Origin of the sequence: Spongiibacter sp. UBA1325 (genome assembly GCF_002306875.1) — a bacterium.
Taxonomy (GTDB): Bacteria; Pseudomonadota; Gammaproteobacteria; order Pseudomonadales; family Spongiibacteraceae; genus Spongiibacter; species Spongiibacter marinus.
In genome coordinates this window covers 413,700-429,206 of record NZ_DBTD01000006.1, presented here as the reverse complement: position 1 = coordinate 429,206, position 15,507 = coordinate 413,700, and the positions used below count along the sequence as shown (strand labels likewise).

Annotated in this window: 28 protein-coding genes; 27 read left to right on the top strand and 1 reads right to left on the bottom strand. The window is 58.6% G+C overall.

Translation table 11 applies throughout. The features are described from left to right. Nucleotides 1–193 precede the first annotated feature (193 nt). Nucleotides 194–886 carry an XRE family transcriptional regulator gene (locus B3K78_RS07905; protein WP_286695015.1) on the bottom strand — a complete coding sequence of 231 codons (693 nt, stop codon included), beginning with the start codon at nt 884–886 and terminating at the stop codon, nt 194–196. 225 nt (nt 887–1,111) lie between these two features. Here B3K78_RS07905 and B3K78_RS07900 point away from each other — a divergent pair, with 225 nt between their 5' ends. From B3K78_RS07900 to B3K78_RS07770, 27 genes are all read left to right on the top strand, one after another. Beyond that, entirely contained in the window at nt 1,112–1,393 is a 282-nt protein-coding gene (locus tag B3K78_RS07900) for a helix-turn-helix domain-containing protein (protein ID WP_286695014.1), read from the top strand. Between the two features lie 87 nt (nt 1,394–1,480). After that, nucleotides 1,481–1,960, top strand: coding sequence for a hypothetical protein (locus B3K78_RS07895; RefSeq protein WP_286695013.1), 480 nt, complete (start codon nt 1,481–1,483; stop codon nt 1,958–1,960). After that, nucleotides 1,957–3,996 carry a Mu transposase C-terminal domain-containing protein gene (locus B3K78_RS07890; protein WP_286695012.1) on the top strand — a complete coding sequence of 680 codons (2,040 nt, stop codon included), beginning with the start codon at nt 1,957–1,959 and terminating at the stop codon, nt 3,994–3,996. Before B3K78_RS07895 ends, B3K78_RS07890 begins: the two co-directional genes overlap by 4 nt. A gap of 46 nt (nt 3,997–4,042) precedes the next feature. Then, on the top strand, nt 4,043–4,768 hold the full coding sequence (locus B3K78_RS07885; protein WP_286695011.1) for an AAA family ATPase: 726 nt from the start codon (nt 4,043–4,045) through the stop codon (nt 4,766–4,768). A gap of 3 nt (nt 4,769–4,771) precedes the next feature. Next, nucleotides 4,772–5,020 carry a hypothetical protein gene (locus tag B3K78_RS07880; RefSeq protein ID WP_286695010.1) on the top strand — a complete coding sequence of 83 codons (249 nt, stop codon included), beginning with the start codon at nt 4,772–4,774 and terminating at the stop codon, nt 5,018–5,020. Further along, nucleotides 5,017–5,646 carry a helix-turn-helix domain-containing protein gene (locus B3K78_RS07875; protein WP_286695009.1) on the top strand — a complete coding sequence of 210 codons (630 nt, stop codon included), beginning with the start codon at nt 5,017–5,019 and terminating at the stop codon, nt 5,644–5,646. The genes B3K78_RS07880 and B3K78_RS07875 overlap by 4 nt, the downstream gene beginning before the upstream one ends. Further along, nucleotides 5,643–6,011 carry a hypothetical protein gene (locus tag B3K78_RS07870; RefSeq protein WP_286695008.1) on the top strand — a complete coding sequence of 123 codons (369 nt, stop codon included), beginning with the start codon at nt 5,643–5,645 and terminating at the stop codon, nt 6,009–6,011. The genes B3K78_RS07875 and B3K78_RS07870 overlap by 4 nt, the downstream gene beginning before the upstream one ends. Further along, nucleotides 6,008–6,328: a hypothetical protein gene (locus B3K78_RS07865; protein ID WP_286695007.1), complete on the top strand. Its 321-nt coding sequence runs from the start codon at nt 6,008–6,010 to the stop codon at nt 6,326–6,328. The genes B3K78_RS07870 and B3K78_RS07865 overlap by 4 nt, the downstream gene beginning before the upstream one ends. Then, the gene (locus B3K78_RS07860; RefSeq protein ID WP_286695006.1) at nt 6,319–6,579 is read left to right on the top strand and encodes a hypothetical protein; all 261 of its coding nucleotides are present in this window, start codon (nt 6,319–6,321) and stop codon (nt 6,577–6,579) included. The genes B3K78_RS07865 and B3K78_RS07860 overlap by 10 nt, the downstream gene beginning before the upstream one ends. After that, complete coding sequence (locus B3K78_RS07855; RefSeq protein ID WP_286695005.1) at nt 6,576–6,821, top strand: hypothetical protein; 246 nt, start codon at nt 6,576–6,578, stop codon at nt 6,819–6,821. Before B3K78_RS07860 ends, B3K78_RS07855 begins: the two co-directional genes overlap by 4 nt. Continuing rightward, entirely contained in the window at nt 6,814–7,425 is a 612-nt protein-coding gene (locus B3K78_RS07850; RefSeq protein WP_286695004.1) for a DUF3164 family protein, read from the top strand. The genes B3K78_RS07855 and B3K78_RS07850 overlap by 8 nt, the downstream gene beginning before the upstream one ends. Further along, nucleotides 7,422–7,856: a hypothetical protein gene (locus tag B3K78_RS07845; RefSeq protein ID WP_286695003.1), complete on the top strand. Its 435-nt coding sequence runs from the start codon at nt 7,422–7,424 to the stop codon at nt 7,854–7,856. Before B3K78_RS07850 ends, B3K78_RS07845 begins: the two co-directional genes overlap by 4 nt. Then, on the top strand, nt 7,846–8,274 hold the full coding sequence (locus tag B3K78_RS07840; RefSeq protein WP_286695002.1) for a gp16 family protein: 429 nt from the start codon (nt 7,846–7,848) through the stop codon (nt 8,272–8,274). Before B3K78_RS07845 ends, B3K78_RS07840 begins: the two co-directional genes overlap by 11 nt. Beyond that, a complete protein-coding gene (locus B3K78_RS07835; protein WP_286695001.1) occupies nt 8,271–8,660 on the top strand; it encodes a Mor transcription activator family protein in 390 nt (129 codons plus the stop codon). The genes B3K78_RS07840 and B3K78_RS07835 overlap by 4 nt, the downstream gene beginning before the upstream one ends. Before the next feature lie 17 nt (nt 8,661–8,677). After that, nucleotides 8,678–8,989, top strand: a complete 312-nt coding sequence (locus B3K78_RS07830; protein WP_286695000.1) for a hypothetical protein — start codon at nt 8,678–8,680, stop codon at nt 8,987–8,989. A gap of 3 nt (nt 8,990–8,992) precedes the next feature. Continuing rightward, nucleotides 8,993–9,394 (top strand): hypothetical protein, encoded by a 402-nt coding sequence (locus B3K78_RS07825; RefSeq protein ID WP_286694999.1) that lies wholly within the window; start codon nt 8,993–8,995, stop codon nt 9,392–9,394. Between the two features lie 80 nt (nt 9,395–9,474). Next, nucleotides 9,475–9,957: a hypothetical protein gene (locus B3K78_RS07820; RefSeq protein WP_286694998.1), complete on the top strand. Its 483-nt coding sequence runs from the start codon at nt 9,475–9,477 to the stop codon at nt 9,955–9,957. 80 nt (nt 9,958–10,037) lie between these two features. Next, nucleotides 10,038–10,838, top strand: a complete 801-nt coding sequence (locus B3K78_RS07815; RefSeq protein ID WP_286694997.1) for a toll/interleukin-1 receptor domain-containing protein — start codon at nt 10,038–10,040, stop codon at nt 10,836–10,838. Between the two features lie 93 nt (nt 10,839–10,931). Next, a complete protein-coding gene (locus tag B3K78_RS07810) occupies nt 10,932–11,228 on the top strand; it encodes a putative holin (RefSeq protein ID WP_286694996.1) in 297 nt (98 codons plus the stop codon). Between the two features lie 2 nt (nt 11,229–11,230). Further along, complete coding sequence (locus B3K78_RS07805; protein WP_286694995.1) at nt 11,231–11,848, top strand: transglycosylase SLT domain-containing protein; 618 nt, start codon at nt 11,231–11,233, stop codon at nt 11,846–11,848. Continuing rightward, nucleotides 11,833–12,174 (top strand): hypothetical protein, encoded by a 342-nt coding sequence (locus B3K78_RS07800; protein ID WP_286694994.1) that lies wholly within the window; start codon nt 11,833–11,835, stop codon nt 12,172–12,174. Before B3K78_RS07805 ends, B3K78_RS07800 begins: the two co-directional genes overlap by 16 nt. Then, nucleotides 12,174–12,425, top strand: coding sequence for an Rz1-like lysis system protein LysC (gene lysC, locus B3K78_RS07795; protein ID WP_286694993.1), 252 nt, complete (start codon nt 12,174–12,176; stop codon nt 12,423–12,425). Before B3K78_RS07800 ends, lysC begins: the two co-directional genes overlap by 1 nt. Further along, complete coding sequence (locus B3K78_RS07790; protein WP_286694992.1) at nt 12,418–12,639, top strand: TraR/DksA C4-type zinc finger protein; 222 nt, start codon at nt 12,418–12,420, stop codon at nt 12,637–12,639. Before lysC ends, B3K78_RS07790 begins: the two co-directional genes overlap by 8 nt. Next, nucleotides 12,626–12,967, top strand: coding sequence for a DUF2730 family protein (locus B3K78_RS07785; RefSeq protein WP_286694991.1), 342 nt, complete (start codon nt 12,626–12,628; stop codon nt 12,965–12,967). The genes B3K78_RS07790 and B3K78_RS07785 overlap by 14 nt, the downstream gene beginning before the upstream one ends. Continuing rightward, nucleotides 12,964–13,257, top strand: a complete 294-nt coding sequence (locus tag B3K78_RS07780) for a VpaChn25_0724 family phage protein (RefSeq protein ID WP_286694990.1) — start codon at nt 12,964–12,966, stop codon at nt 13,255–13,257. The genes B3K78_RS07785 and B3K78_RS07780 overlap by 4 nt, the downstream gene beginning before the upstream one ends. After that, a complete protein-coding gene (locus B3K78_RS07775) occupies nt 13,257–13,829 on the top strand; it encodes a DUF3486 family protein (protein WP_286694989.1) in 573 nt (190 codons plus the stop codon). The genes B3K78_RS07780 and B3K78_RS07775 overlap by 1 nt, the downstream gene beginning before the upstream one ends. A 94-nt stretch (nt 13,830–13,923) precedes the next feature. Next, the gene (locus B3K78_RS07770) at nt 13,924–15,504 is read left to right on the top strand and encodes a terminase large subunit domain-containing protein (RefSeq protein WP_286694988.1); all 1,581 of its coding nucleotides are present in this window, start codon (nt 13,924–13,926) and stop codon (nt 15,502–15,504) included. Nucleotides 15,505–15,507: the final 3 nt, after the last annotated feature.

Genomic DNA, 15,507 nt, shown 5'->3' with positions numbered 1-15,507 from the left:
CGGCCAACCACTACGGAGTTGTGAGTTAACGAGGTTATTGGCACCGAATATAAGCGGGATTAACCGGGACTAGACGGGGCTGAATGGGACGGATGGCGCGGGGTTACAGCGTTTCAGCCATTTTTGATAGCCGAAACACTGCTTGCGTTACCTTGCCCGCGCCGCTAAAGAATTGGCGCAATTATTGGCACATTTAGTCGAGCCAGCTTGCTGACCACACTGCCCGGCCGATAACTTCCAGGTCATTTAAACGATCACGCGGCACACTAATTGTGCTGTAAACCTTGTTAGCGCTGATGATATTCACGCCGTCGAGCGTTTTTTGCAGGTGTTTAACATAGAGGTGATCATCCAAGCGCAGCACGTACAGCCCCTCTCGGCTGACATCCCGGCGGGAATGATCCACCAGCACCGTGTCGCCGTCGGCCACCACACCCAGCATTGAATCCCCGGAAACCTGCACCGCCGAAAGGTTGCCAGCGCTCAGACCGGCCTCCTGAAGCCAGTCCTGCCGAAAAGCCAGATGCGACAGCACCCTGGCATTTTCCATTGACGCCCCATGCCCAGCGCTAACCTGCGCATCGTAGAGCGGTATATACGCGAACTCGTCGTCCCCTGGCTGGTAGTCGTCTGCACAGTTTCGCGTGCCTTGTGGCGCCTCCTGGGCCACGGCGTCGCCCAACAACATGGCGCCGTCGCCTGAAAGCAGCCAGTTGGCGTTAATTCCGGCCTCCACCAGCTTCGCTATCATCTCTGACTTTGCCGTGCCGCGCTGCTCTGTATCCTGATACCCCCGGCGTTTCATGCCCACTAGGGCAGCCATTTCCTCCTGACTGAGACCCAGATGGTCGCGGACTAACTTTAGGCGCTCTGACAAACCATTCATTTATGCAAACCTTATATGGCACGTTCTTTTGCGCAACGCGCATCTTTGCGTGCTTATAGATGACTCAGAAAATCCTTTTCTTATCAATTAGATACGTATTTCTGCGCACTTTTCCTTAGTTTTGCACGCTTTCTCGGTTGTATTGCACGTATTTCTGCGCTAAATTTCCTGACAACTCAGCGTGACAACGCATCACGACAACTCAGTAAATTCAGGGCCAAAAAAATGCGCAAGTCTCAACCCAGCACACCTCGCGACATGAACCGCCACGACATACTTGCGGCAATCCGAAAACAAGGCACCTCACTGGCTGCGATTGCGCGGCACCATGGCTACGAGAATGACCGCAGCCTACACACCGTATTCCGGGCACCCTACCCCAAGGCCGAAGGCATCATTGCCGACTTTCTCGGCATGAAACCCGAAGACATATGGCCTACCCGTTACGGGGAGAAACGCGGGTTTAAGTCTATCACCGAAATTACCCCTCGTCGTAACTGCGCCTGACATGACACCAGCCTATCGCCCCCAGTCCTGCTCGCATAGCGGCACAGCGCACATTTTTTTAGATGGACACCGTTCAGGGAACACCCAATGACCAAACGCAATTGGAAACGGCAACGCGGCCAGAGCATTCGGCACGCCATGGAACTGTGCATTCGGTACGCCCGCGACATCCACAACCTGTCCGTTGAACGCATCGCCGAACTCATGGGCCTGGAAAGCCACTACACCCTCTACAAATGGTTAGAAACCGGCCGCATGCCAGCCGTCATGATTCGCCCATTCGAGCACGCCTGCCAGTGCGACTTTCTCTCCATCTACATTGCCCACAGCGCCAACAAACTCGCCCTCGACATGCCCACAGGTCGGCGCGCTGAACACAAAGAACTGAACGAACTCAGCGTCTACACCCACACCGTTATCGGCCAGCTTATTGCCTTCTACCACGGCAAAAGCGAACAGCAAGACGTCATAACCGCCCTCACCACCTTAATAGAAGACCTCGCCCACCAGCGCGGCAACGTCACCAAAGACCAACAACCCGAACTCAGCCTGGAGGCGGCAGAATGAAACAATGGTTCACCGCCCACGACATCGCCGATGCACTCGGCGTTGCCCACTCCACCATCACCCGGCGCGCCCAAAAAGAAGGCTGGGAGCAACAAAAACGCCTTGGCCGAGGCGGCGGTAGCGAATTCAACATCGCCTGCCTGCCCGCAAACGCCCAAAAAGCTCTGGAAGCCAAAGTCGCCCGCGACCTCCTGGCCACCAACCAGCAGCGCGTTATCAAACACGCGCCCGCCCTACCCGAGCAAAACCTTACCCAGCGCCAGCGCCAAGCCGCCGACGCAAGAGCCACCGTTATACACGCCATCGAAGCCATGAACGCCCAAGGCATTACCAAAGAAGCCGCAATGACCACCCTACTTTCACAAGCCACACTTGGCAGCCTCGCTGAGCAAAACCCCGTGCTCGACAAAGCCCTGCGGCTCGCCAAAGACGGACGCGGCCGAGGCAACAGCCCCTACCCCAGCGTAAGGAGCCTAAAGCGCTGGCTCTCGCCCAGCACCAAAAGCCTTGCCCCCAAAAGCAAACAACCGCTCAGCATTCCCGACTGGGCCAACGACTTCCTGCCCCACTGGCAGCTACCCGAAAAACCCAGCGTCGAACACGCCTACCGCAACTTCATAGCCCAATGGCCACACAACGACGCGCCGCCCAGCATCCACGCCGTGCGCCGCCTGCTCAAAAAACTCGGCACCGTCACCCGCGAGCGTGGCCGCATGGGGCCGCGTGAAATTAAAAACATCATGCCCTTCGTGCGGCGCTCCTTCGACCAACTGCAACCCGGCGACATCTACAGTGCCGACGGCCACACCTTCGACACCGAAGTCAGCCACCCCCTGCACGGCCGCCCGTTTAAGCCCGAAATCACCACCTTTATCGACATCGCCACCCGTCGCGCCGTCGGCTACAGCGTCGACCTCGCCGAAAGCAGCCTAGCCGTGCTCGACGCCCTCATCGACAGCTGCAAAAAAGCCATACCCGCCATCCTCTATGTCGACAACGGCTCCGGCTACTGCAACGCCCTGCTTAAAGACCAATCCACCGGCGTACTCGCCCGGCTCGGCGCCAACGTCACCCACAGCCTGCCCTACAACTCACAAGCGCGCGGCGTCATCGAACGCGTGCACCAAACCCTTTGGGTCGACGGCGCCAAAGCCCTGCCTGGCTACCTCGGCAAAGACATGGATCGCGAAGCAGCCCTCATGCACCACAAACTCTCGCGCAAAGCCCTAAAAGAAAACGGCAAAACCCACCTGCTCGCCTGGGACACCTTCATCGCCTTCTGCGACAGCCGCATCAACTACTACAACAGCAAGCCCCACGCCTCGCTGCCAAAATTCACCGACCCCCAAGGCCGCCGTCGCAACATGACCCCAGACGAATGCTGGCAATGGCACCAACACCAAGGCTGGGAAGCGCAAACCCTTACCCAGGAACAAGCCGCACACGTATTCCGCCCCCAAGTCACACGCACCGTGCGGCGCGGCGAAGTGCGCCTGATGAACAACATCTACTTCAGCCACGACCTAACCGAATTCCACGACGAAGAAGTCGCCGTCGCCTTCGACATCCACGACCCCCAATGGGTATGGATCTACGACATTGCCGACCAACGCCTCATCAGTAAAGCCGAATGGAACGCCAACCGTACCGACTACATGCCCATGAGCTACGTCGAACAATCGCGCGACAAGCGCGCCGCAGCCCGCGCCAAACGCCTCGAAAACAAACTCGAAGAAGTCCACGCAGAACGTCGCGGCAACCTCGCCATGCAACACACCAGCGACACCACCATTCCCCTGGTGGGCAACATACAGCAACTGCGTCAGCGCGCTCCCCAGCCCCTTGTCGCCGAGCCACCCGCAGGCCAGCACACCGTATTCAGCACCATGCAACCCAGCCAGCGCTACGCCCTGCACCAGCAATATGCAAACGGTACCCAAGCCATCCCCGACGACCACCAAAGCTGGTACCAGCGCTACCCAAGCACCCGCGAATACCGCGCCATGCAACAACGAGAAAACGAACGCTACGGCTAATTAAACCGGCGTTAAACCGCCACCCACAACGAAAGGAAGCACCAATATGACCCACACCGCCAACGGCATCGCCGACACCGCAAACCTCAGCATTTGCGACGTCGCCCTGGAGCGAGCCATCACCCGCACCCACTCACTGCCCGGCCTCGTATGCATGTTCGGCCCCAGCGGCTTTGGCAAAACCGTTGCCGCCATCTACGCCGCCAACCGTCACCGCGCCTTCTACGTGCAGGCCAAATCCGTGTGGTCAAAAAAAGCCACACTCAAAGCCATCCTCTTTGAAATGGGCATCAAACCCGCCTACACCATCCCCGAAATGCTCGACCAAGTCGCCCAAGAGCTGGCCCAGTCAGGCCGCCCCCTAATGATCGACGAAATGGATCACATCGTAGAGCGCAACAACGTCGAACTCATCCGCGACATCTACGAAGCCAGCCAAGCCCCCATCCTGCTTATTGGCGAAGAACAACTACCCACCAAACTCAAAAAATGGGAACGCTTCCACGGCCGCGTACTCGCCTGGGTGCCCGCCCAACCCGTCACCCTCGACGACGCCCGCAAACTCGTCAGCATCTACGCGCCCGCCATCAACGTCACCGACGACCTCCTCGACATGCTCGTAGACCTTAGCGCTGGCAGCGTGCGGCGCATTGCCGTCAACCTCGAACTCATCAACGAAACCGCCATCGCCGAAGGCATCGACGAAGCCAGCCGCGACACCTGGGGCCGCCGCGAACTCTACACCGGCGAAGCCCCCAAGCGGAGGCTCTAAACCATGCCTGCCATTAACACCCAAATACGCGACGCCAACTTCGGCGAAAAAGTGCTGCTAAGCGAACCCGGCAAACCCTACGCCGTGGAAGTCATCGTCACCAACGAATACTTCCACCACCCCGGCCTAGACCCAGCCCTATACCGCCGCGTCATCTCACCCCTGCCCAACGCAGAAGGCAAATTCGACTTCGGCATTCGCGTCTACCAAAACATCGCCGAGTACTACCGCACAACAAGAGGCCACGCATGAACAAGCCAACCACCAAGCGCGGACGCCGCAAACCCATCCAAATGGAACTCATTGGCGGCAAACCCGCACGCCAACGCATTTGGGAACAAATCCGTGAGCACCGCGACAACTTCACCATCTACACCATCGCACGCCGAGCCGACGCCGACGACGAAACCGTTAAAACCTACCTGCACGCCCTGCTAAAAGGTGGCTACATCGTCCAGCTAACCAACCAACAATTTGTTGAAAACCAATACTCACTCATCAAAGACACCGGCGCCGAAGCCCCCCGGCTAGACCGCCAAGGCAACCCCGTACTCAAAGGCCGAGGCCAGGAAAACATGTGGCGCTGCCTGCGCACCCTCGGCCCCATGGACGCTCGACAACTTGCCGAAAAAGCCACCACCCCAGAAGTGCGTGTTAAAGAAAGCAGCGCCGTTAGCTACGTGCGCTCGCTCAAACGCGCCAAATACCTCCAAGTCGTCGAACCCTGCGACCGCAACCGCGGCCGCCGCGAAGTGATCTGCCTCATCCCCCACATGAACACCGGCCCGCGCCCACCCCAGGTACAGCGCGTTAAAACCGTCTACGACCCCAACCTCAACAAAGTCATGTGCGCCGACGACCCACAGGAGCTGCTATGAAACCCACCATCAACCTAAGCGCCTGGGGCCAAACGCCCCCGCACTTCATCACCGTACTCGCCAACGAAGTACAAGAAAGCAACCAAGCCACCGTTGCCCGGCGCCTTGGCGTGTCGCGCACCGCCATCAGCCTGCTGCTGCGCAACAAATACCCCACGCCCTCACACGCCAACATGGAAAGCCGCATCCTCAGCACCCTCGGTGCCGTGCACTGCCCCAAGCTCGGCGAAATTTCACAAGCCGAGTGCCAAAAACACCGCAACGCCAAATTCATCGGCAGCAACCCCTCGCGCATCGCCCTCTATCGCGCCTGCCAAACCTGCCCAAACAACCAACGCCCAACCCGTAACGGAGTCAAAGCATGACCCTCTACAACGTTAACTACCTCGAACACTACGCCGACCGTTTTATCGAGCTGGGCCTGCGTGCCTATGGCCTAAGCCTGGAACAATACCTGCCCAACCCCCAGCTCATAGAACAACTCTACCTACAGCAAGACCACCGGCCCCTGCTGCCCCAACAACGCCAGGTACAACAACAACTCGACGCCCACCAACCCCAGCGCCAAGTCGAACACCTGCCCCAGCGCAACGGCAGCGTTATCGAACCCCTGCACCACAAACGCCGCAACAAACGTTCACACCACAAAAGCGACTTCAGAAGGAAACTGTCATGTCGATAACCCACAGCCCACAACTGCATGCCCAACGCAAACGCTACCAACAGCGCCTGCAAGGCTGCCAGCAAGAAAACGTAGCCACCGCCACCTACAACTGCCCGCGCTGTCGGCAGCAACTCCATGCCGTGCAACCACCGGCCGACATCGGCCCCTGGCACAGCACCCTCAACTGCCCCTACTGCGGGCAGCCGCACGAGCGCCTCGTTTACAACAACGGCCAAGTACTCCAACGCACACAGAGCCAAACACCATGAGCCAACACAGCCAACAACAGCTAGAGGCACTCGCCCAACGCACCGTCGAATACCTCGCCTTTCACAACCGCCGCATTGGTAGCCACGGCGTGGCGCAGCAGTTCGACATTCCCTACCACACCGCGCAATCCGTTATTTGCAAACTCATCATGCAAAACCGCATTCACTCATCCGGGCGCTGCACTCGCGGCCGCCCCCTTTACCAACTCAGCCAACCCGCCCAAGGAGCCAACCATGAATAAGCCCCCCAACGGCTACCTACTCAACGCCGCAGGTCACCTCGTACCACAAGAGCAAGTGCGCGATCACGACAAACTCCGCGACGCCGTCGCCCGCGACCTCGCCACCGAAGCACAAGAACTCAACCAGCGCCTGCGCGACTTCAAAGCCCGCGCCCTCGCCGATGTTGCCGACGTCGTCAGCATTGCCGCCGAGCGATACAACGTCAAAATGGGAGGCAAAAAAGGCAACGTCACCCTCACCACCTACGACGGCCAATACAAAATTACCCGCACCTATGCCGAGCGGCTCACCTTCACCGAAGAACTCGAAGCCGCCCGCGAACTCATCAACCAATGCATCCTCCGCTGGAGCGAAGGCGCCAACGCCCACATAAAAGCCCTCGTAGACCGCGCCTTCCGCACCGACGGCCAAGGCAAAATCAAAACCGCCGCCGTGCTCGACCTACTCCGCCTCGACATCGACGACGACGGCTGGCGCAGCGCCATGGAAGCCCTCAAAGACTCCATACAAATCATCGGCACCACCGCCTACCTGCGCATCTATAAACGCATCGGCCAAACCGACAACTACCAACCCATTCCACTGGACATCGCCGCACTATGAACGCCATCACCAAAGACCAATGGACAGCCATTGAAAAAAACCTATCCGGCTTGTTCGGGCAGCAAAAATTCCAACTCGGCCCGCATGAAATCAGCGTCGTTAAAAGCCGCGTTTCAGAAAGCAAACTCGCCCTCATCGTCTACATCGACGGCAGCTGGAAAGGTAAATGGATGCTTCCAGAAAACGACGACATCTACAGCCCCATCGTCAAACAGGTATGGCGCAAACGAAGCAGAGCGCTCTACCCGCCCAAAAAGCGCGCCTCCATCGTAAAAAACCTAGGGGTACGCCAAGCCAAAAAACTCATCCCCAAGCTAGACCAAAAAATCGAGCACTACGTGCCCGACTTCAACACCGCCAAAAGCCTCATCCGCCAATTTAAAAAGGTAGAAGGGTTAACACTGCTAGAAGAGGCCAACCATGAGCACTAAACCCCCACGCCAGCGCCTGCTGGCGCAAATCCACATTGCCCGCAAACAGCTCGCACTGGACGACGACACCTACCGGCAGGCCCTAAAAACCCTCACCGGCAAAACCAGCGCCAAGCACCTCTCCCTACCAGAACTCCGCTGCGTAATGGACGACTTCACGCGCAAAGGTTTTGTGCCCAAAAAAGGCGGCAAGCGCCCACGCCCCGCCAAAAACCGCACCGCCCTTATGAACAAAATAGAAGCCCTACTCGCCGACAAAAACCAAAGCTGGCAGTACGCCCACAGCATGGCCGAGCACATGTTCGGCCTAAAACGGGTGGACTGGCTCAACGCCGACCAACTCTGGCGGCTTGTTGCCGCACTCGAAATACAGCGCCGCCGCGACACCCAACGCCAACCCAAGCAGGCCCCACAATGAACCCACTCGCCTCAGCAAACCTGCCCAGCAGCCTTACCGACGTTGTCCATGCCATCGGCCTAAACGCCACCCTCACCCTGGTAGAGCACCTCGGTGGCACCCGCGTTTACGTACCCGAGCAACTGCCCGACAGCCACCTGCTTGCCCGCCTGCTGGGCCACCGCGCCGCCCACGCGTTGGCGGCCACCTTCCCCGGCGAAGCGCTCGACCTTCCCCGCTGCACCCAAGCCCTGCGCCACGCTCGCGACCAACTCATTCGCCAAGCCCGCGCCGGTGGCGCCAGCGTGCGCTCGTTAGCGTTAAAACACGGTTTAACCGAACGACAAATTTACGTCATACTAGCCGCAGGCGAACAGGAAGCGTCGCCCCAGCAACGCCTGCTGTAAACCAACAAGGAAGTCCCATGCTCATTGCACTGCTGCTACTCATCGCCCTTACCCTGCTGCTAGGTGCCAACGCCCTCTTTGCCTTTCTCGGCGCAACCATCAAAGCCCTGCTTACCGCTGCCCTGCTGAGCCTGGCCGTATACACCTTCAACAGCTACCCCATGGCCGTTACCGCACTGCTAGGCCTGAGTGCCCTTGCCCTGCTCGCCACCGCCCTGTACGAACACACCCGTCCTGCCAAAGAACGCCAGCGCCGCAAAGCCCAAAAGCTCGCCGCGCGCCTCGGTGTAGAAGAAAGCGAAAATGGTGGGTACCAACTTCAGGAATGAACCATGATCTCAGACGCCATCGCCCTGTTTGAACTGCTCAGCAAAGCCCGTTCTAGCCTCACCACCAAATCAGCGCTGTTCGACGCCCAAGGCAACCGCCTGCAAGGCGATCCAGACATACAGGTCGAAGCTCATAGCTGGGATAATCAAAAGAGCATCTACTACCGCATTACCCCAATAGAGGGCTACGAATTTCTGCGCTTTCCCGTTAACCCCGGCGGCGTACAAGAACACCTGGCCGCCGACGGCCTGGGCAACCACGACAGCTTTTTTAAATACGTTGCCACCTCGCACCACCCACTGCGGCCAACCCAAACCGCACCACAAGTAATGGTTAAATTCATCGTAGTCGGCTATAAAACAAGTGACCTGCTCGGTTTAATGGAAGGCCAGGCCCCACACTAAGCCCACCCAAAAACACCAGGTCACACCGGGCAGGCAGGACGCCACACCCCAAAAAAATCAGCCAGCACAAGGAACGTGCCATGCTAACCGCCAGCGTAATTACCCTCGTTTGTCTTATTGTTGGGCTAGGTATAAGTGGCCCACGCGAAATATTCAAAAGCCTTGGCATCACCGGCCTTGCCCTGCTGTTAATCGCCGCCCAAAAACACGGCGAGCGCCAGCACACCTTTACCCCGGTGCAGCTGTGTTATGCCGCTGTCGCCACCGTTTACGACCTGCCCCTTAGCAAAGTTAGCCTGCAAGCCAGCAGCGCCGCGCAGCCCCCACCGCAGCGCTTTCAACTACGCACCGGCTCCGCCCACAACGGCACCCTCCAGCTCACCGGCTGCCGGGTACACCGCAACCGCATTACCCTAAGCATACCCACCATGCCCAACCCCAGGCAGCACATCACCTATACCACCGTCAGCCGCATGCTGGAAATCACCCACACCCACAACGGCAAATTCATCGCCAGCGAATCGTTTCACCCCATCGACTTCAACGCCCTCGCCAACCATTAACAGCGCCGCCGTATTGCGCCATACTTACCCAACAGGGAATGGCACAGCGCCACACCGCGCAACAACAAGGAACACGGCAAATGAAGGTTTTTATTAGTTGGTCGGGCGAACGTAGTGGTGCAGTCGCCGAATTGATAAAAGAGTGGATCGAAGGCGTGATTCAAGCCACGCAACCGTGGATGTCAAAATACGACATTGAAAAAGGGTCGTCATGGAACGTCGAAATTCGTAAAGCGTTACACGAATCTTCCATAGGGATAATTTGTTTATCCAAAGAGAACAAAGACAAACCCTGGATACTTTTTGAGTCAGGCGCAATCGCGAAACACCTAAGTGATAGCTTCGCGTGCACCTTTCTCATTGATCTCAAGCCGGAGGAGGTTGTGGGGCCATTGGCTCAAATCAATCACACAATCCCAGTGCGCGAAGATATGTTGAAACTGGTGAAGACCATCAATAATGCGATGGGTGAAGAAGCCTTAAGCGAAAAAAAATTAGAGAAAGCCTTCGATACGTACTGGCCAGATTTTCAAGAGCGCTTTCACCGCATATTAGAAGAAAACCCAACCGACCTGAATACACAGCCATCTAGAACAACTGACGATATTTTATCTGAGTTGTTAAACCTCACCAGAAGTATGGCCAAACGAATAACGCTGCTAGAAAAGCAACAAAACCTTTATTTAAATATGGCAATCGACAACCCATACATCACAAAGAGAAAAATGGGTTTACTCTCAACAGGCGGGTTGCTGGGTAACCTCTCAGATGACGAAAAAGAAATTTTAGATATGTTCAAGGATGAGAAATCTGCGGCAGCAGCTGCCCGCAAATATGGGTTAGGAAACTTTGACCCAAGTGATGATGCAGAGCAAGACTAAGTGGGGAACGCCCCACCCCTGAACCCCTTCACCTAACCCCAGCTCCCTGCCTCCCCTAACCTCTAGTCTCCATACCATCAAACGGAGACAGAGGTGGCCACACAACAACACGACTCCCTTCGCGTTTGGCCCTGGCTGCTAAGCGCTTTACTGGCCACGTGCGTCGTGGCCGTTATCGCCCCTTACCAACTCGGCGTATTAGTCTGGTCGCTATCCAAGCTGTCGCTGGGCGCCTACCTCGGCTACTGGATCGACCGCAGCATTTTTCACTATGCCCGCCCCCATCAACTCGCCATTGAAATCGACGGCGAGCTAATCATTGCCGCCGCACTCGTTCGCCGTGCGTTGCTGGTGGCCGCTGCCATTCTCGCCCTGGGGCTGGGGGTCTAAGCATGCGCTGGCTACTGCTTGCCGTCACCCTGCTCAGCACCGCTGCCGTGGCGCAGATCCCCGCCGCCGCAAAGGGCTACCAACGCCCTCTTACCCGGCTTGCTCAGCAAGAATTTGGCCTGCAGGCGCCGGTTGCATTATTCGCCGCGCAAATCCACCAGGAAAGTAGCTGGCAAGCCACCGCCCAAAGTCCCTACGCCCAGGGCCTTAGCCAATTTACCCCTGCCACCGCGCAGTGGATCACCAGCCGCTACCCCGACCTCGGCCACGCGGCCCCGTACACCCCCGGCTGGGCCATGCGGGCGCTGCTGCGCTACAACCGCCACATTCACCAGCGCGTTAAGCCGTGGCACGCGCGCGACGTTCCACCCTGCGAGCATTGGGCCTTCACCCTCAGTGGCTACAACGGTGGCCCAGGGTGGATCACCCGCGACCGGCGCCTGGCCGAGGCCGCCGGTCAACACCCCGACCGCTGGTGGCACCACACCCAGCACTACTCCGCGCGCAGCCCCGCCGCCATGCAGGAAAACCGCCACTACGTGCAACGCATTATGCGCACCCTGGAACCGCGCTACCGCGCTGCAGGCTGGCAGGGAGGCCCCACATGCTTCGCGCACTAACTACCGCATTGGCTGTTGCCGTTGCGCTGCTTATCGCCACCCTGCTCTACCACGCCTGGCGCACCGGCCAACTGCAACACCTACTGCAAACCAGCCTAAGCGAACGCAGCCAGTGGCAGCAGCTCGCCACCGCCGAAAAAGCCCGTGCCGACCGGCTAGCCAAACAACAGCAGGCCGCCAACGCCGCCGTACAGACTCTGCAAGCCGAACTGGCCAACACCGACGCCCGCTACCGCAGCCTGCAACAGCGCATTGCCAACGCCCCAGCCAGCGACAACGGCGCCGTAGCCCCAGTGCTGCGGCAAGCATTGGAGGGCCTGCCGTAATGCACCGCCTATGCCTGCTGCTAATGCTGCTGAGTGGCTGCGCCGCTGCCCCCGTGCCACCGCCCACCCCCACGGTGCTCTGCCAAGTGCCCGCCGGGTTACTCGCCACACAGCCGCCACCACAACGCCCCCAGGGCAACTACCAGCAACGCGAAGTGGCCCACTACCTCGTTGCCCTACACCAATGGGGCAAACAAGGCTGGGCACGCCTTATCGCCGTTAAACAATGGACACAACAACACTGTGAATGAACGCGACTTCGAACGCGCCGCCGAACTCACCGAGCGCGAGCGCCAACACGCCCTGGCCACCCACCAGCGCCACCAGGCACAGCGCCGCAGCGCCACCGAATGTGAAGACTGCGGCCAGCCCATACCCAAAGCGCGCCAGCTCGCCGTGGTGTCACCGTACTGTGTGGAATGCCAAAGCATTAACGAAGAGTTAAACCGCCATGAACGCCGTTAACTGGGACGGCTACCGCTTCGTCTTCGACCTATTGCAAACCCTGTTCATGGGCGCACTGGGTATCTACGCCTGGTGGACATCACGCACCCGCGCCACCAACAGTGCCATTGCCAAAGTCGAAACCACCACCGAACAACTCAGCCGCCGCATCGAAAAGCTGGAGCATGAAATAGAGCACCTGCCCGACCACGACGACATTGGCGACATACACGAAAAGGTCAACCAAGTGGCCACCGCCATGAGCAACATGCAAGGCGAACTGGTGGGCATCAACCGCACACTAGGGCTGATTAACGAATACCTGTTAAATCAGGGAGGGAAAAAGTGAGCTACGCGAATCTGGTGCAACAGGATATGCGCCTGTCCATATTGCTGGTGCTGGAGCAAGACGCCGGCTACAGCCAAAACGAACACCTGCTGCGGCGCATCCTCGGCCAGGTCGGCCACGAAATGGGCTTCGACCGCCTGCGCACCGAGCTGGCCTGGCTTCAGGAGCAAGGCCTGGTCACCCTGGCTAAACACGGCGACCTGCAAATCGTGAAGCTCACCAACCGGGGCGAAGACGTTGCCCTGGGCCGCAGCACCGTGCCCGGCGTACAGCGCCCAAGGCCCCAGTAATGGCTCGCAACCGCCCCAGCACCATCGAGCAACTGCCGCCCGACATCTTGCAACAGTTACAGGCGCTGCTGCGCGACCCCCGCGTTACCCAACTGGCCGCCACCCACCAGATCAACGCCATTCTGGAGGCAGAGGGCCACCAAGACCGCGTATCCAAAAGCGCTGTTAACCGCTACGCCGTGCGCATGGAACAGGTGGGCGAGCGCCTGCGCCAGTCCCGCCAGGTGTCCGAAATGTGGATCAACCGGCTTGGCGCACAACCCCAGGGCCAGCTTGGCAACCTCGTTAACGAAATGCTGCGCACCCTGTCGTTCGAGCTGGCCGACAAGCTGATGGAAAGCGAGCTGTCGGAGGAGTCTATCCCCGGCGTTATCGACCTGCTCAAAGACCTCTCCCTCACCGCCATGCGGCTCGAAAAAGCCGCCAGCGAGAACGTGAAACGCGAGGCAGAAATACGCAAAGCCTTCGCTGAAGAAGCTGCCGCTGCCACCGAAAGCGTGGGGCGCGAAGCCGGGCTAAGTGCTGAAGGGGTTCAGGCGATCAAAGACAAAATTCTGGGAATCGCGAAATGACCGAGCTGAGCATCGCACAAGCCATCGTAGAAGCCAGCGAAAACCTTGCAACAGGCATCGTAATAGCGGCGTTTATTCAGAGGTTACTTAACAAATGACCACCGACATCGGCTTAGGCAAACTGCTGGGCGGCAGCACCGTTAACAGCCCGGACTGGTACAAGGACTTCGACGCAAACGACGTCCTTTTGCCCTATCAACGCAACTGGGTAGGCGACGAATCCGACCTCAAAATAGCCGAAAAATCTCGCCGTACCGGCCTCACCTGGGCCGAGGCTGCCGACGCCACCCTGTGCGCCGGTGCCCAAAAATCTGCCGGTGGCTGCAACCACTTTTACGTGGGCTCCAACAAAGAAATGGCCCGCGAATTTATCGACGCCGTGGCCATGTGGGCCAAACTGTTTGACCAGGCCGCAGGGGCTATTCAAGAAGACGTCCTGCAAGACGAAGACAAAGACATCCTCACCTTCGTCGTCAACTTTTCCAGCGGCTTCAAAGTGCAGGCGCTCAGCTCACGCCCCTCTAACCTGCGGGGCATGCAAGGCAACGTCACCATCGACGAAGCCGCCTTCCACGAACACCTCGCCGAAGTACTCAAAGCCGCCCTGGCCCTTACCATGTGGGGCAGTAAAGTACGCCTAATTAGCACCCACAACGGCGTTGAAAACCTGTTTAACGAACTCATACAAGACAGCCGCGCCGGTAAAAAAGACTACAGCGTTCACCGCATCACCCTGGAGGACGCTTGCCAGCAGGGGCTGTACAAGCGCATATGCCAAATCACCCGCAAAACCTGGTCACCAGAAGCCGAGGCCAAATGGGTGGCAGGCCTACTTAAAAACACCGCCAGCACCGAAGACGCCCAAGAAGAATACTTCTGCGTGCCCAAGGCCGGTGGCGGCGCCTACCTGTCTCGCGCACTTATCGAATCGCGCATGGCCGCCGCGCCCATCTTCCGCTTTGAGGGCAGCGCCGCCTTTAACGCCCTGCCCGAGCCACAGCGCTACGCCCACATTGCCCACTGGTGCAACCAACACCTGCTGCCCGAGCTAAACAAACTGCACCCCAACACCCCGCACTGCTTCGGCGAAGACTTTGCTCGCTCCGGCGACTTCACCGTGTTCGCCCCAATGGCCATTACCGCCTCGCTTAAACGGGTAGTGCCGTTCCTGGTGGAGCTGCGCAATGTGCCCTTCAAGCAGCAAGAACAAATCATGAAGTTCATCATCGACCGCCTGCCCCGTTTTCAGGCCGGTGCGTTTGATGCGCGGGGCAACGGCCAGTACCTGGCCGAGGCCGCCGTGGATGAATACGGCGCGGGCCGCATTGAATGCGTCATGCTCAGCCAAAGCTGGTATTTGGACAACATGCCCAAGTTCAAAGCCGCCTTCGAAGACGACGACATCCTCATACCCAAAGACCGCGACGTACTCGACGACCTGCGCGCCCTGCAAGTGATTAAAGGCATACCCAAACTGCCCGACGGCAAAACCGGCGACGACAAAACCCGCCACGGCGACGCCGCCATTGCCCTGGCCATGGCCTACTACGCCAGCTTAATGGACGCCGTCGCCATCGACTTTACCCCCATCCCCGCCGCCAAAAGCCACTGGCATGGCAGCACCGACGACCCCGACCAAGACCTAAGCCTGGGCTTGGGCGGCGGCGCGTTTTAACAG

Coding starts and splice junctions, on each gene's coding strand:
- B3K78_RS07860 (WP_286695006.1), top strand. CDS start 6,319: ATGTCGATAACCCACAGCCCACAACTGCATGCCCAACGCAAACGCTAC.
- B3K78_RS07850 (WP_286695004.1), top strand. CDS start 6,814: ATGAATAAGCCCCCCAACGGCTACCTACTCAACGCCGCAGGTCACCTC.
- B3K78_RS07805 (WP_286694995.1), top strand. CDS start 11,231: ATGCGCTGGCTACTGCTTGCCGTCACCCTGCTCAGCACCGCTGCCGTG.
- B3K78_RS07855 (WP_286695005.1), top strand. CDS start 6,576: ATGAGCCAACACAGCCAACAACAGCTAGAGGCACTCGCCCAACGCACC.
- B3K78_RS07770 (WP_286694988.1), top strand. CDS start 13,924: ATGACCACCGACATCGGCTTAGGCAAACTGCTGGGCGGCAGCACCGTT.
- B3K78_RS07885 (WP_286695011.1), top strand. CDS start 4,043: ATGACCCACACCGCCAACGGCATCGCCGACACCGCAAACCTCAGCATT.
- B3K78_RS07880 (WP_286695010.1), top strand. CDS start 4,772: ATGCCTGCCATTAACACCCAAATACGCGACGCCAACTTCGGCGAAAAA.
- B3K78_RS07840 (WP_286695002.1), top strand. CDS start 7,846: ATGAGCACTAAACCCCCACGCCAGCGCCTGCTGGCGCAAATCCACATT.
- B3K78_RS07875 (WP_286695009.1), top strand. CDS start 5,017: ATGAACAAGCCAACCACCAAGCGCGGACGCCGCAAACCCATCCAAATG.
- B3K78_RS07785 (WP_286694991.1), top strand. CDS start 12,626: ATGAACGCCGTTAACTGGGACGGCTACCGCTTCGTCTTCGACCTATTG.
- B3K78_RS07900 (WP_286695014.1), top strand. CDS start 1,112: ATGCGCAAGTCTCAACCCAGCACACCTCGCGACATGAACCGCCACGAC.
- B3K78_RS07820 (WP_286694998.1), top strand. CDS start 9,475: ATGCTAACCGCCAGCGTAATTACCCTCGTTTGTCTTATTGTTGGGCTA.
- B3K78_RS07830 (WP_286695000.1), top strand. CDS start 8,678: ATGCTCATTGCACTGCTGCTACTCATCGCCCTTACCCTGCTGCTAGGT.
- B3K78_RS07890 (WP_286695012.1), top strand. CDS start 1,957: ATGAAACAATGGTTCACCGCCCACGACATCGCCGATGCACTCGGCGTT.
- lysC (WP_286694993.1), top strand. CDS start 12,174: ATGCACCGCCTATGCCTGCTGCTAATGCTGCTGAGTGGCTGCGCCGCT.
- B3K78_RS07800 (WP_286694994.1), top strand. CDS start 11,833: ATGCTTCGCGCACTAACTACCGCATTGGCTGTTGCCGTTGCGCTGCTT.
- B3K78_RS07815 (WP_286694997.1), top strand. CDS start 10,038: ATGAAGGTTTTTATTAGTTGGTCGGGCGAACGTAGTGGTGCAGTCGCC.
- B3K78_RS07845 (WP_286695003.1), top strand. CDS start 7,422: ATGAACGCCATCACCAAAGACCAATGGACAGCCATTGAAAAAAACCTA.
- B3K78_RS07865 (WP_286695007.1), top strand. CDS start 6,008: ATGACCCTCTACAACGTTAACTACCTCGAACACTACGCCGACCGTTTT.
- B3K78_RS07825 (WP_286694999.1), top strand. CDS start 8,993: ATGATCTCAGACGCCATCGCCCTGTTTGAACTGCTCAGCAAAGCCCGT.
- B3K78_RS07775 (WP_286694989.1), top strand. CDS start 13,257: ATGGCTCGCAACCGCCCCAGCACCATCGAGCAACTGCCGCCCGACATC.
- B3K78_RS07835 (WP_286695001.1), top strand. CDS start 8,271: ATGAACCCACTCGCCTCAGCAAACCTGCCCAGCAGCCTTACCGACGTT.
- B3K78_RS07905 (WP_286695015.1), bottom strand. CDS start 886: ATGAATGGTTTGTCAGAGCGCCTAAAGTTAGTCCGCGACCATCTGGGT.
- B3K78_RS07895 (WP_286695013.1), top strand. CDS start 1,481: ATGACCAAACGCAATTGGAAACGGCAACGCGGCCAGAGCATTCGGCAC.
- B3K78_RS07870 (WP_286695008.1), top strand. CDS start 5,643: ATGAAACCCACCATCAACCTAAGCGCCTGGGGCCAAACGCCCCCGCAC.